This window comes from Aneurinibacillus sp. Ricciae_BoGa-3, from assembly GCF_028421645.1.
Taxonomy (GTDB): Bacteria; Bacillota; Bacilli; order Aneurinibacillales; family Aneurinibacillaceae; genus Aneurinibacillus_B.
The window spans coordinates 4,939,964-4,952,941 of record NZ_CP116887.1 but is presented as its reverse complement, the minus strand read 5'-3'; the positions used below and the strand labels follow the sequence as shown (position 1 = coordinate 4,952,941).

Genomic DNA, 12,978 nt, shown 5'->3' with positions numbered 1-12,978 from the left:
GAGGGTGGAAGTTGATAGGGTGAGGTGAGTGAGACCGTTGAAACAGAAAATACTTGTGGTCGATGATGAACGGCCAATTGCGGATATATTGGAGTTTACGCTGCAGAAGGAAGGGTATGACGTAATCTGTGCTTATGATGGTGAAGATGCCCTTATTCTGGCGGAAGCGGAGCACCCTGATTTAATTTTGCTCGATATTATGCTCCCTGGAAAAGACGGGATGGAAGTGTGCCGGACGATCCGGAGAACAGCGAATATGCCGATTATTATGCTTACGGCCAAAGACAGTGAACTGGATAAAGTGGTGGGGCTTGAGCTCGGGGCGGATGACTATGTGACCAAGCCATTCAGTAGCCGTGAACTTCTCGCAAGGGTCAAGGCGAACCTGCGCCGGCATGTGAAGACTGAAACATCTGCTGCCGCGGAAGATACGGATTTCATGATGAAAATTGCAGATATGACGATTGATACAAAGTCTTATACCGTGCGAAAAAGTGGCCAGCCGATCGAAACGACCCACCGTGAATTTGCGCTGCTTCATTATCTTGCGAAAAATTGCGGCCAGGTTCTTACCCGCGATCACCTCCTGCAAGCCGTGTGGGGATTTGATTATTTCGGCGATGCCCGCACTGTAGACGTGACCATTCGCCGCCTCCGAGAGAAAATTGAAGATAACCCCGGTTCTCCCCAATATATACTGACGCGGCGGGGAGTTGGGTATACGCTGCGCAATCCGCTGGAGGAATAAACCATGGCGCGGGTTCGTTTCTTCCAAACCGTACAGTGGAAAGTAGTCGTGCTTTATTTGCTGCTTATTTTAATTGCGATGCAGGTGATTGGCGCCTATTTTATACGTTCGGCTGAATCGTATTATTTGAATAATTTTAACGATACACTCAATACCCAGGCGAATCTGCTGGCGGTTAATTTGGAGCGGTACATGGACGGGCAAACCAGGCAGACGGTATCCAAACAGGATATGGACAACCTGATTCATAACTTATTTGCCCTCCGGGGTGCGGATGTTCAGCTGATTGACCAGAATGGCATTGTGGTCACAACAACGGAAGAGAATAAAGTGTCGATTGGACAGAAAAATACCGCGCAGGCGGTAAACATGGCCCTCATGGGCACCCGAAGCGAATCAATTCAATACAACCCGGATACAGGCCAGCGGGTAAAGGTACTGGCGCTACCAATCAAGAAGGGCAACCGTCTGCTTGGCGTACTGTACATGGTGGCTTCCATGGAAGAGATGTACCATACGATGCAGCAGATTAATAGGATTCTGGCAACCGGGACGGGCATCGCTCTTCTGTTGACGGCCGGGCTTGGTGTGATACTGGCCCGCACTATCACCACACCGGTTAAAGAAATCACCCGCCAGGCCATCGCGATGGCGAATGGGGACTTTAACCGGCGGGTTCATATCTATTCCGGGGATGAAATCGGACAACTGGGCACTACTTTCAATGACCTCGCAAGCAGGCTTAAGAAAGCACTGGCCGAGACTGAGGCGGAGAAGGAAAAGCTGTCGTCCATCCTGGCCAACATGAGCGATGGTGTCATCGCGACAGATAAAGATAACCGGATTATTCTGATCAACGTTCCGGCGCAGCGGATGATCAATATGCCATACCAGCAGGTCATAGGAAAAGACCTGTATGAACTTCTGCGGATTCCTAAGCAGGTGGATGAGGCGGACTCTCTTTTTGAGGGGACAGGAACCCTTGTGATGGATATGCAAATTGATGGAGAAGACCGCCTTGTTCGCCTTACCTTTACTTCGCTTACGCGAAAGCAGGAAGCAGAGGAGAACGGTTTTATTGCCGTGCTGCAGGATGTAACCGAACAGGAAGCGCTGGAGAGGGAGCGCAAGGAATTTGTCGCCAATGTCTCCCATGAGTTGCGTACACCTCTGACCACACTTAAAAGCTATCTCGAGGCCTTAGAGGAAGGCGTGGTCGATAACCCGGAACTTTCCCGCCGTTTTCTGCGTGTGGTCACAACGGAGACGGACCGCATGACGAGGCTTGTCAATGATCTGCTGCAGCTTTCCCGGTTTGATGCGGGCCAGCATATGATTGATCAGCGTGCGATTAACGTGAGACTGCTGCTGCTGGATCTCGTCGAGCGTTTTGCGGTTAGAACCCGGCAACAGAATATCCGGGCGCTTATTGATGTTCCGCCGGACGATGAGCTGCCGCTCATCTGGGCGGATCGCGATGGCGTTATCCAGGTGTTGGACAACTTGATGTCTAATGCCCTCAAGTATTCAAACGAAGGCACAAGTATTACGCTGCGAGCGCACAGAGAGGGCGACTGGGTGCGGATTGAAGTAGAGGATCAGGGAATTGGCATTCCAACACGGGATCTGGAACGCATATTCGAACGTTTCTACCGGGTAGATAAAGCCCGCAGCCGCAGCATGGGAGGCACCGGGCTAGGGCTTTCCATTGTCCGCCAAATCGTAGACGCACACGGGGGCAAGGTTGATATTGAAAGCGAATGGAAAAAAGGCACAAAGGTAAGCTTTACACTCCCGATTTGCGAGGAGGTTGAGGAAGATGATTGAACGGGTGAAAACCTTCCTCCTCATTGCATTGATTGCCGCGAGTTTTGCTCTGTCCGGCTATCTATGGAACATTCAGCCAAGGCTCGATAATCTTGGGCCTTCACGCTACATTGCGCCGCAGCTTGTTGGCCATACTGTCGCAATGGCCGATTTAATAAAACCTTCCGCTGTTGTTTTTCACACCGGGGATGGGCGGCATCTGAAAGCCGCAGTCGATACGGTTTCTTATAAAGCCATCATCGACAACATCAGTAAATGGGACTATTACAATTTCACTGTGTTAAAGCCTGGCGAGGAAGACTGGGACAGGTTGTTAAACAAGCGCAGAGGAATCGAAATGATTTACCGGGCAGCATTGCCGCTTGATGTGTTTAATCGCTTTTTCAATTCCCGGAGCCAGCTTGATGCCCACATACCTGAGATTAGCAGGGTGTGGTTTTATGAGAGCCGGGAGCAAAATGCAAGCTACATTTTGTATATATCAGACGCGGATAAAACCGTTGTGCAGGCACGCACTTCATTATCGTCTCATGATTTTGAAGCAATGTTTAAGAAACCCATCGCAGAACATCTGCCCGAGCAAATGGTATTTCATGCCCAGGCAACTGCCCCTCATGGGGAGGGCCACCCTTATATGAGGCCGATTTACCTGCCTAAGTCTGAGGGAACGGCGTGGCGTTATCGCCAGTTTTTCCAGCCTCTTACTATCCGTCAGGTGATTGCTACCCTTTTCGTGGACCCCAGCCTAACGCGGGAAGTCACAGAACGGGATGGAACGATGATCTATACAGATGGGAGCCGGCTGGTGTCATTGCCGCGGAGCCAGCGGTATTTGCTGTACCGTGACGCTATGCAGCAGTCCAGTGGAGGACAGGCAGTGGCAGGATCGCAGTCACTGGAGACGGCAATTGATTTTGTCAACCAGCACGGCGGCTGGACAGGGGATTACAGCCTGGAACATTATGATGATCAACAGCACAAACATGACTCCATTGTTTATCAGTTCAGGCAGCAGATTCAAGGGTATCCTTTGTTTAGCGGGGATGAGGGCCAAAGCATAATGGCCGTGGAAACCGATGGTTCTGCTGTGTTCGGATTTCAGCGTCCAATGCTCCAGCTGGATACATATTTTGAACGCGTCCCGGTCCACATTAAATCGGGTACCGAGCTGCTGAATGAGCTTGTCCACAGGAACGTACATCAAAAAGATATTACAGGCATCGAACTCGGGTATAAAGAAAATATTGTAAATGATTATATGGTTGTACAGCCGGTTTGGGTCATCCACAGGGGAGCAAACAGCCCGCTGTTAATCGATGCGATAAAGACTGAAGAAGGAGGCAGCGGAAATGGACTGGGGTAGAGCGAAGATCATTTTAATCCTTTCATTTTTGCTGCTTGATATCTTCCTTACCTATCAAATTATAAGCGTAAAAAACCGCATTCAGGAAACGGCTCCACAGGGCGAGCTTATTCCGTCCAGCCTGGATGACCTGCTTAAAACACGCCACATTGTGATGAATGTTGAAATTCCGAAAGAAACGCCGGATATGCACTACATTAATGTCCGGTTCACACCGATTGCGGATTATACGGAGCAGCTTATTGGCCAGCGATTGGAACAGCAGAAAGGAAATGAGATTATCGCGCTATTCCAGCAGCCGTTTCCACTGCTTTCGCCTTCGAGTTCAGGCGGTATAATGAAGGATCTAGGCAATTCCATCGCTTTCTCGCAGGATTACCGGTATGATAAAGAAACAAGTACCGCCGATATGAAACGATTCTATCAAGTAAGCCATACATTCCCACTTTTTAGTGCGCCGCTGGATATTGTGGTTGCTCATGGTCGTGCCGTGGCGTATCGCCAAATTCATGTTCAGGTTATTAATCAGGGTGTAGGCCGTAAAATGATATCCGCGGTGACCGCTGTCCGGACATTAATTGATAATGGATATATTCGCTACGGCGAGGGAATTTCAGGTATCTCACTTGGTTATTACGGGCACATTTATGACGCTGATATTCAAGTGCTGGCCCCGGTTTGGCGCGTTGTCCACACCCATGACACCCACTATGTAAACGGGATCACCGGAGCAATTGAACAGGCGCCGCCCCTTGAAAAAAACAGCAACTTCTCTAATAATAGTGATATAACAGGGTAAGGAGCGTTCAAACTTCATGAGATTTAGTGTGCTTGCCAGTGGAAGTACTGGCAATTCATTTTTTATTGAGTCGAAAAACAGTAAAGTGTTAGTGGATGCCGGATTAAGTGGTAAACAAGTAGAGGGGCTTCTTGCAGAGGTTGGAGAGGATGCAGCTGATCTGGATGCCATCCTGATTACACATGAACATAAAGATCATATAAAAGGTGTGGGCGTGCTCGCGCGCCGCTACCAGCTGCCCGTTTATGCGAACAGTAAAACATGGGACGAGCTGGATGGCCAACTAGGGAAGATAACAGACGAGCAGCGGATGATTATGGAGGTCGGAGAAGTTGTCCAGTTCGCTGATTTATCGGTTGAATCCTATGGCACTTCACACGATGCGGCAGAGCCGATGGGGTTCTGTTTCTATGAGGAAGAAATGAAGGTGAGCCTAACAACCGACCTTGGGTATGTAAGCCAGCGCATTAAAGAAACAGTAAAAGATTCGGACGCCTACGTTTTTGAATCGAACCACGATGTTGAAATGCTGCGAATTGGCGGCTATCCGTGGCACCTGAAACGGCGTATTCTAAGCGATGTAGGCCACCTGTCCAATGAAACCGCAGGGGAAGCATTGAGTGATATTCTCGGTGGCAATGGGGAAACGGTGTACCTTGCGCACCTCAGCAGAGAGAATAACATGACAGAGCTTGCCAGGCTTACGGTAAATAATATTCTGCAGGAGAACGGATTTAATGTGGGAGAGAGTGTCATTCTGGCCGATACTTCTCCGGTGCGGCCGACTCCGATGAAGGAAATTAAGCGTAATTAACCAATTTTTTGCTTTATGCCTTTCTAATTAATACTTAAGAAACCTCAGTCATACTCATTTAAGATGAAATACTACTTCGATTAAAACATGTTATAGAGAAAGGAGATAAAGTAATGGGCTACTATGAAGACGATTTTGACTCCAATAGAAGAAATAAACGCGGCGGCCCTTCCGGCTTTATAACCGGTATAATTGGAGCGATTATCGGCGGGCTTGTTGTGCTGATGCTCGCACCAACCATGATAAAATCCGGTTACCTGCCTATGCCAAACACACAAACGGCATCTCCGGCGCCGCAGACGGCTCCTCAACAACAGGGAGGAAACGGCCCGGTTGCCCACTATAACGTGGATGTTAATTCATCCATCGTAAACGCCGTGAAGAAAACGGAAAATGCGGTAGTGGGGGTTATCAACCTTCAGCAGTCGCAGGATTTCTGGGGCAAGAGCAGTGGCCCGGTTGAACAAGGAACCGGATCCGGAATAATTTTCCGTAAGGCCAACGGAAAAGCGTATATCGTAACGAACAATCACGTAATTGAGAATGCTAGCCAGGTAGAAGTGTCGCTTCAAACCGGGCAGCAACGGTTGAAAGCGAAAGTGGTTGGAGCCGATCCGCTCACCGACCTGGCTGTTCTTGAGATTGATGGGACGAATGTACAACAAGTCGCGGAATTTGGTGACTCCAACAAACTTCAGGTGGGTGAGCCTGCTATAGCGATTGGGAATCCGCTCGGCTTGAAGTTCTCCCGTACCGTTACAGAAGGTATTATCAGCTCCACGGAGCGGACGATGCCGGTTGACCTGAATGGGGACGGACAGACAGATTATGAAGAAAACGTTATTCAGACGGATGCGGCGATTAACCCGGGGAACAGCGGTGGTGCGCTCATTAACGCGGCCGGCCAGGTTATCGGCATTAACAGCCTGAAAATCGCGCAGACCGGTGTGGAAGGCCTTGGATTTGCGATTCCGATCGACGACGCCAGCCGGGTGATTGATGATCTGATTCAGTATCATTCCGTGCAGCGGCCGTACATTGGAATTGATCCGGTAGATCTGCAGCAGATTTCGCCGGATGAATGGAAAAGCACACTCCATATCCCGAACAATGTCCAGAGCGGAGTGGTCGTACGCGCTACAGTGCCTTATGGCCCTGCTGAGAAAGCCGGTATTAAGCAGTACGATGTTATCGTGAAGCTGGATAACCAGTCGGTTGAGAATTCCGCACAGCTACGCAAGTATATCTTTACAAAACGGGTCGGCGATAAAGTAACCGTGACGTTCTATCGCGGCAGCACGCAAAAAACAGCGACCGTAACACTGGTGAAACAGGAACCGCCTAAACAATAGACGTAAAAGATTTCATCCCAAAAACGTGTCCTAATTAGTATTACCTAACCATAGGACACAGTGTATTGGGTAGTCCAACTGGAAAGCCTGCAGGTCACCTTAAGAATTCTAAGGGAGATGTGCAGGCTTTAGTTCTCGTATCGGAAATTATATTTTGCTTGAACGTATTGAAGTGCCTTGAGTGATTTTTAAATGGGACCTCCGGTCCCAAAACAGCCAAGGAAAACATCGTGAGGCGCATGTCCGCACCTTCCTTTCCCCCTTGTGGAGCGTGTGGAACAGAGGGCGAAAACGACCGGCAACCTGTCTCCATCATTGAGATACCCAAATGTTTTGCCGGTCCGCCCGTCGTTCCACAAAGCGGCCGTAAAAAATTCTATGAGGGGAAAGGAGAGAGCGGCGTGGCCCGCGATGTTTTTCTCAGTATGATGGGTCAGGGAAAAATGAAAAACAGGATAAACTAGGACAGCGGAGATTTTGACTGGAGGGATTATGAGATGGATCCAAAGAAGAAAGAGTATCTTGAAAACGGGGGAGAAAATGTAGAGGTGTGCTGTGAAGAGCATATGGAAGTAGCGCTTGAGGATTTTATTGATGAATTCGAAGCGGCTCCCGATGTTTATATGCTCAAAAATGTCACCTTTACGGCATGGAAGGCTCCTGAGCACTGCGCCTACTGCACAAACAAACCGAAGTATATTGTGGTTTAACTATCAGGTGTTTGTACGTTATTCACAGGCAAAAATGTGGATAAGTTGTTGATAAAAACACACAAAACAGGTTATCCACATGTATATATCGTGAATAAGATCAAGAAAACCTTGTCCGATCAAGGTTTTTTGCTGTATAACGGGGTACTGCTATTCACATAAAGTTATCCACAAAATGTGGATAACATGCAGAAATCCGGGGATAAGTATACGAAATAGTGGAAAAATAGCAAGGAGTTTGTATAGTTATGCACATTAGGATTGTTGCGGTCGGCAAATTAAAGGAAAAATATTTAAAGATGGGGATAGATGAATACACGAAGCGGCTGTCCGCTTATGCCAAAATCGAAATCATGGAGGTCGCCGACGAGAAAGCGCCGGAAAACCTCAGCGAAGCCGATATGCTCAGGGTTAAAGAAAAAGAAGGCGAGCGCATTCTGGCTGCCATCAAACCTGACACGCATGTGATTGCGCTTGCCATCGAAGGAGAGATGTGGTCCTCGGAGAAGCTCGCCAAAAAGCTGGACCAGTGGGCCACCTATGGGCAGAGTTCCATTGCCTTTATCATCGGTGGCTCGCTCGGGCTCTCAGACGCTGTGATGCAGCGGGCCAATGAGTATTTGTCGTTTTCGAAGATGACGTTTCCTCACCAGCTTATGCGGCTGATCCTCGTGGAGCAGGTGTACCGGGGGTACCGAATTAACCGGGGGGAACCGTATCATAAGTGAGGGCTTTTTATAAAACATAACAGGCTTAGGATATTAGCCATAATTTTTTTACTTGCACTTCTATCCTATATACCAAATGGAGTCCGTACACCGAAATTAGCAGGACAATGAAAGCCTTTAATCGAATTCATATGTATGCAATGAGTTTCCAAAGTGTTAGAAAATAACATCCTATATTGCTATGTATCACTCGGTATTACTTCTAGTAGTGTCTGGGCGATGATATCGGTTACTGTCGATTACATAAAACCAAAAAGGAGGAATTACTTCATGCAATTTCACTTTTTAGTAGGGAACGATAATGGTAATAGTGAGCATGATATTTTCATTGATGGGAGGCTTATACAACAGCCTAATGTAAATTGTACGGTAGATGCACTTCCCTGGAGTGAAGACCAGGCACCGGAAAGTATTATTAAAAATCTTCAAGATCAACTCATTGTCACAATTGATTCCCCGTCCGCACGGCCTGGAATGTATTACATTGGAAAGTTTGCATTAGAAAGCGGCGAATTATTGGATACCATGCAAGTAGGTATTGATTTTAAGTACGATGTGGATTTACCAGTTATTAATACTTTAGCGCAAATCGCAGCCGTAGCCGTTCAAAAGTCTTTTGAGGAACAAAAGGGGATTCTTGAGAATATTGAAGTGACAGTGGATATGGCCACAGCACTTCCTATTACGCAGCATACGGATGAATCATCTTCCGTATTTGAAAGAAGATTCACAGTAGCACCTCATAATGTTACCGTTCATCTAGGAAAAATGCGCGTCACAGTTAAAATTGTATTCGATTTTACAAAAGTTGTCCCTGAGGCTACCCCTGTAACCTTTGCGCTTCAGAAAGATGAAGAAGGCAACTGGAGAGACGGAGATATTTTTGAAGAGTTTATAGAAACATATAATCAACCAGCAAATTTCAATGGTAGTTATTTTAAAAATAAAAGGATCCTGCATACTGATATTGGAGATGGGTCTACTGAATATCCGATTACAGAAGGGAATAAACTCCTGCGTCAATTCGTTCATGGCAGCAATCATGGGGCAGGCTATGCAATTGAAGAGGCATTAGATGAGTTCAATAGATTGATTCATTTATCGGATAGTCCTAGACAATTTTTTAGTGATGTTATCAAAAACCCAAAACATAAGTATCACGCTAAAGCGATCAAAACACTTAAGAGGCCGCTAGAGGGGCAAGCTAAACAAATTTTAAACAATATTAGAAAGCAGCTTACTAAAGCTAGAAATGAAATCGATGTGATTTGTGTATATGGCGGAGGAAGTATTTTAATGCGTTCTATTCTTTTCCCGATGCTTAAAGAATTATGTAATGAGCGTGAAATTAAACTTCTCTATATTCCTCCACAATATGCTGTTACGATGAATGCCCAGGGACTCGATTCCTTTGTCAGGGGAAAAATTTATGAGGCATTAAAAGAAAGGGCAAAGCAAGCAGTTTAATCCTATCTTTTGTTCACCATCGTTTATTGCATAAGGTAAGACGGTTGCAAAGGGGGCCAGTTGTATGAAAAAGCCCAAAAAACAGGGTGATAATATCAGCTTAAAAACCAAAAAGAATGAATCCCCTATTATAATAGAATGGATTAACTGTCAAACCAATTTAATGGATTCTATTCGTTATCTAATTGAAAATGAAGTAACAGTTAATGGAATTAGAAATTTACAAAATCATATTCCAGCTGAGAGAGCAATTGCATTTAAACAATTACCTAGTTCTCCTAACAATGAAAATGCAATTGAAAATTCTCAGAGCCTGAACATATCCGCTACTAAGGATAATGTTGCACAACTTAATACTTCATTACAAGTTGAATCGGGAACATCCCATTTATCCGTGTCGGATAAGAAAAAAACTGAAGAAACTTTTGCTGACGATAATATTGACGACGAAGATATAGACTCATGGCTTTAATTAATAGGTTACTGCAAAATAAATCATGTCACCCTAAGTAATACTTTGCATTACAAGGTGTTACTTAGTGAAAAATCAGAATCAATATTAGAGATAATATGCCTAGAAATTGAGTAATTCTAGTATTGCCAAGTAATACGTGTTTGAAGTTTCAATTTATTTATTTAGTATAGAAATGGAATAAGTCGCCAAGTACGCTTCCTATATTCTTCGTATGCTCTTTGAAATTGTGCTGCAAGCGCGGCTTCTTCCACTTTAATGCGGTAACCGTAAATGATCGCAAATATCACAAGCAAAACACAGGATGCAAGCCAGGAATTTAAACCAAGCCCTAATCCGATGAGCGTAACAAGTGTACCTGTATACGAAGGGTGACGGATATATTTATAAGGTCCCTTCTCAATCATTGTATGATTATCATCGACGGAAACCGCGAGCGAAAAATGTTTCCCCAGGATTCGGATTGCCCACAGCCTAAATGCGACTCCCGCAATCATCATAATTGTCCCGATATTAGCAATCGATTGGCCAACCCATCCCAAATGGAAAAAATGCAGTTGAAAAGCGATTGCGCTGCCTAACCAAATACCAACCAGGATAATAAACAGGGAACCTTTGTCTTTTTTGCTGGCCGTTATTGTACCACGCATACGTTTATTTCGTATTGCAATGATAAACTCCGAACCGATCCAAATGTAAAAAGCAATCCAAAAAGGAATTCCAATATCCATCTTTGCCACCTCACGGAAATGAATAACGGCACTGTGCGAACAATAATTTGAAATTTCCTATAACTTCACTATATATCAAATACTACTGTTAGGGTAATAAAAGAAGAACAACCAAAGAAAAGTTATGAGTGAGTGCTAAATGACAGAAAAAAGGCCGCCTCACAAATAAGAGGCGGCCACACTAGTTAGAGCGAATCTCCTGGCAATCTATTAAGGTAAAACTACGATGGCATCCCCAACCGGACGCTCGCCTGTTGAGTCTGACGGATGGGTTATCAATTTCGAACCAATCGTCATCGTCGTAGACCCACCACCGTCCAGGTTGAGGGCATCAGTCGCCCCAAGCGATTTCATAATCTGCGCGCTTTCCTCGAAGCTTGCACCCACGCTGTAGCCTGGATGGCGGCCATCCACAGTTACGAGCAAGATGGTTCCATCCGCTTTCACACCAGCAAGAGTCCGGGGATTGCGGCGCTCACCGAATCTGTAGAAGAACTCCGGATTATCCGGCCAATTAAAACCTTCTGCCATAGCTGGAATCTTTACTTTGCCACCTGCAAGCAAGCGGGGTCCGCCGTTAACGATTCCAGTTGTGTTGTTTACGCGAAGTTCCGATCCATTTGCCAGAACTTCTTTCTTTACGTTTATTTTCATTCCTACTTTCGCATGAGTGCGCAGCCAATCAACCGCATTCCCAGTCCCGGCCAATACCGATCCGTCCTTCGGAATAGCTCCTCCGCGATGATCACGGAATTCAATCACCACTCCGGTTGCGTCTAATACAGCCTCTACCCCTTCGCCGGGGTCGCTGGTTTGGCCAAATTTAGAAGTAAACTGAATGAGTTCATTCGGATTTGTAAATGTGAAATCCTGTTTAGGTTTGTCCGATGGAAGGTCACCCGGCTCGCCGCCATCCCGAATCAAACCAGGTTTTCTGTTTAATCCGTTAATATCCCGCTTTGCCCCATCTGATGCGGCTGCAGTTAGCTGCGTCACAACAGAAGCAATCCGAGCATTCTTTCCTGAGCCGGAAAGAATCAGGCTTGTCCTGCCATTTACCGCCTCGCTGATCAGATCTCCATTAATCATCGAAACACCGGCAAGATCCCCTTCTGTACCATCGCTAGGACCCATTACGAAATAACCGCCATTTGTAGCGGCAAGAGCATGGGTTCTGGCCGCTATGCTGCTTACCTTTTCTCTATCCGGGATAATTTCTGTGCCTAGATCAGGCGTAATTCTGCCTTTGAATTGCTTGGGGTTTATTTCAAGTACGTTAACAACCCACGGACCCGTTGTATTCCCTCCATCCTCCCCGGAATACACAACATGCAGATTCTGATATCCCTTTGCCGTTAGGTCATCACGAAGTTTGTTCGCTTCACTTTCCGTTTTAAAAGATCCAACACGAACCAGATAGCCAAGTGGTCCATGCTGGGGATCGTCAGCAGCCCGTTTCGAGATCACTTCAACTCTGGGTTCGCAACCATCAGATTTCAGGCGCTGAACCAAAGCATCTGCTTCATTACGTGTGTTCAGAAATGCAACGTCGACGATGTAGACATCTTTTTGCGACTGAGTCCCGCGGACAATGTGCGTGTATGTAACTCCCGGTGCAAGATTTGTTTTCTCACGGGTCTCTTTAAGATTGGCTGCACCAAGCTGAAGTGTTTGGTTTTTGAATGTTGAGGCTTGTCCAACCTGGGGCAAAATCACAGGTGAAACTACAGGAGTTACGGCCATAGCCGCAACTACGGATAAAGCAAAAATACTACGAGAGGATCGTGTTTTGTTTCGTTTCATTTGGTGGTTCCTCCTTGTTAGGTTCCCGTATTTTCTGAAAAAGAAAGAGTAGTCTCTATCAAAAATAGATTCCTAAACTGTCCCTTCCGCTGTGTAATCATGCGATAGTAAAATCATAGAGAAACAATATTAATCAATTGGGATCATATTTTGAAGCTATGTTG

12 protein-coding genes are annotated in these 12,978 nt (G+C 46.1%); 10 read left to right on the top strand and 2 right to left on the bottom strand.

The window, feature by feature from the left end; all coding sequences use genetic code 11:
• Window positions 1-28: 28 nt before the first annotated feature.
• The 10 genes from yycF (at window position 29) to PP175_RS25005 (ending at window position 10,280) form a co-directional block, all read left to right on the top strand.
• Window positions 29-748 (top strand): response regulator YycF, encoded by a 720-nt coding sequence (gene yycF / locus PP175_RS25050; RefSeq protein WP_442870406.1) that lies wholly within the window; start codon window positions 29-31, stop codon window positions 746-748.
• Window positions 749-751: 3 nt separating this feature from the next.
• The gene (locus PP175_RS25045; protein WP_272440893.1) at window positions 752-2,575 is read left to right on the top strand and encodes an ATP-binding protein; all 1,824 of its coding nucleotides are present in this window, start codon (window positions 752-754) and stop codon (window positions 2,573-2,575) included.
• A complete protein-coding gene (locus tag PP175_RS25040; RefSeq protein ID WP_272440892.1) occupies window positions 2,568-3,938 on the top strand; it encodes a YycH family regulatory protein in 1,371 nt (456 codons plus the stop codon). The genes PP175_RS25045 and PP175_RS25040 overlap by 8 nt, the downstream gene beginning before the upstream one ends.
• Complete coding sequence (gene yycI, locus PP175_RS25035) at window positions 3,925-4,737, top strand: two-component system regulatory protein YycI (protein ID WP_272440891.1); 813 nt, start codon at window positions 3,925-3,927, stop codon at window positions 4,735-4,737. The genes PP175_RS25040 and yycI overlap by 14 nt, the downstream gene beginning before the upstream one ends.
• Window positions 4,738-4,753: 16 nt before the next feature.
• A complete protein-coding gene (locus PP175_RS25030) occupies window positions 4,754-5,551 on the top strand; it encodes an MBL fold metallo-hydrolase (RefSeq protein ID WP_272440890.1) in 798 nt (265 codons plus the stop codon).
• A gap of 113 nt (window positions 5,552-5,664) precedes the next feature.
• Complete coding sequence (locus PP175_RS25025) at window positions 5,665-6,903, top strand: S1C family serine protease (RefSeq protein WP_272440889.1); 1,239 nt, start codon at window positions 5,665-5,667, stop codon at window positions 6,901-6,903.
• A 497-nt stretch (window positions 6,904-7,400) separates the two neighbouring features.
• Window positions 7,401-7,613, top strand: coding sequence for a CxxH/CxxC protein (locus PP175_RS25020; RefSeq protein ID WP_272440888.1), 213 nt, complete (start codon window positions 7,401-7,403; stop codon window positions 7,611-7,613).
• A 248-nt stretch (window positions 7,614-7,861) separates the two neighbouring features.
• Entirely contained in the window at window positions 7,862-8,341 is a 480-nt protein-coding gene (gene rlmH / locus PP175_RS25015) for a 23S rRNA (pseudouridine(1915)-N(3))-methyltransferase RlmH (RefSeq protein WP_272440887.1), read from the top strand.
• A gap of 270 nt (window positions 8,342-8,611) precedes the next feature.
• On the top strand, window positions 8,612-9,808 hold the full coding sequence (locus PP175_RS25010) for a ParM/StbA family protein (protein WP_272440886.1): 1,197 nt from the start codon (window positions 8,612-8,614) through the stop codon (window positions 9,806-9,808).
• Between the two features lie 64 nt (window positions 9,809-9,872).
• A complete protein-coding gene (locus PP175_RS25005; protein WP_272440885.1) occupies window positions 9,873-10,280 on the top strand; it encodes a hypothetical protein in 408 nt (135 codons plus the stop codon).
• A 164-nt stretch (window positions 10,281-10,444) separates the two neighbouring features.
• On the opposite strand, the gene PP175_RS25000 is transcribed toward PP175_RS25005, so the two are convergent.
• Together PP175_RS25000 and PP175_RS24995 are read right to left on the bottom strand one after the other, a co-directional pair.
• Entirely contained in the window at window positions 10,445-11,011 is a 567-nt protein-coding gene (locus PP175_RS25000) for a methyltransferase family protein (protein ID WP_272440884.1), read from the bottom strand.
• Between the two features lie 210 nt (window positions 11,012-11,221).
• On the bottom strand, window positions 11,222-12,814 hold the full coding sequence (locus PP175_RS24995; protein ID WP_272440883.1) for a phosphodiester glycosidase family protein: 1,593 nt from the start codon (window positions 12,812-12,814) through the stop codon (window positions 11,222-11,224).
• Window positions 12,815-12,978: the final 164 nt, after the last annotated feature.